At 59.9% G+C, this 1,243-nt stretch carries 1 protein-coding gene and 1 pseudogene; one reads left to right on the top strand and one right to left on the bottom strand.

What is annotated here, in order from left to right; translation table 11 throughout:
- Nucleotides 1–425, bottom strand: a 425-nt coding sequence (locus J2X24_RS22440; protein WP_209726325.1) for a helix-turn-helix domain-containing protein, incomplete at its 3' end; no start/stop codon positions are given.
- Nucleotides 426–611: 186 nt separating this feature from the next.
- On the opposite strand from J2X24_RS22440, the pseudogene J2X24_RS22435 reads away from it, so the two are divergent.
- A pseudogene (locus J2X24_RS22435) lies at nt 612–1,243 on the top strand (glutamine--fructose-6-phosphate transaminase (isomerizing)); the annotation flags it as partial.

The following is a 1,243-nucleotide window of genomic DNA, read 5'->3' as shown; positions in this document are numbered from 1 at the left end:
ATGACGACCAGATGGCGGCGATCCGTCTCGGACATGAACATCTTGCCGGCGGCCATGCCGACGCGATAGGCGACTTCGGCTGTCATGGGGAAGGCATTGGTGCGGCCACGGATGCCGTCCGTGCCAAAATACTTTCGCGTGCCGTTGAGCGCTGTCATGTGGTTCGCCAATTCTTCATTCTTGTTTTTAATTGGATTGAAGCCGTAGAGGGACAGGGTATCGCGGAAGGCCGCCATGCGGCCGGTTGTGAGTGCGATAAACGCAGCCTCCAGCTTGTCGACCGTCTCCGTCCGAGGCGCCTTCGTCTGGCCGCTCATGGCGCGAAACAGACTGCTTTGGGCAATGCCGGCAGCCTCAGCCACGTCACGAATGGAAATGCCCGTCGCTGACAGAGCCGCCTGCAACCTTTCCCATTTGTCGCTCATTAAACCTACCTCGAATTGCAATATAGTCGGGGAATTTTACCCTGTCGGGGTATTTACGCCACTGTGATCGCAGATAATGTTATTTTTACTAATTTGATATGAAATGATTTCATAGCAATCCAAAATTACAAGTGCTAGGAAAATTTGCAATCGCATCAAGACCGACACGTCCAGCGGAGACTCCCCATGTGCGGCATTATCGGCATTATCGGCAATTCGGACGCCGCCCCTCGCCTGCTCGAATCCTTGAGGCGCCTGGAATACCGCGGCTACGATTCCGCCGGCATCGCGGTGCAGACCGAAACCGGTCCTGAACGCCGCCGGGCCGAAGGCAAGATCCGCAACCTTGAAGCCGTGATCGGCAAGGAGCCGGTGAGCGGCCACGTCGGCATCGGCCATACCCGCTGGGCCACCCACGGCGCGCCGAGCGTCCGCAATGCCCACCCGCACAGCGCCGGCCGCGTCGCTGTCGTTCACAACGGCATCATCGAAAACTTCGCCGAGTTGAAGAGCGAATTGAAGGCCAAGGGCCACGAATTTACCTCGGACACCGATACCGAAGTCATCGCCCACCTGCTCGACGAAGCCCTGACCACCGGCGCTTCGCCCAAGGACGCCTTCAAAAGCGTACTCGACCGCCTGCACGGTGCCTACGCCCTGGCTATCCTGATCAAGGGCGAGTCCGAGCTGCTGCTCGGCGCGCGGCGCGGCTCCCCGCTGGTTGTCGGCTGGGGCGAGGACGGCGAGATGTTCCTGGGCAGCGACGCCCTGGCGGTAGGCCCGTTCACCCAACGCGTCACCTATCTCGAGGAAGGCGA

Origin of the sequence: Asticcacaulis solisilvae (assembly GCF_017875235.1) — a bacterium.
Classification (GTDB): Bacteria; Pseudomonadota; Alphaproteobacteria; order Caulobacterales; family Caulobacteraceae; genus Asticcacaulis; species Asticcacaulis solisilvae_A.
This window is presented reverse-complemented; position numbering and strand designations above follow the sequence as displayed.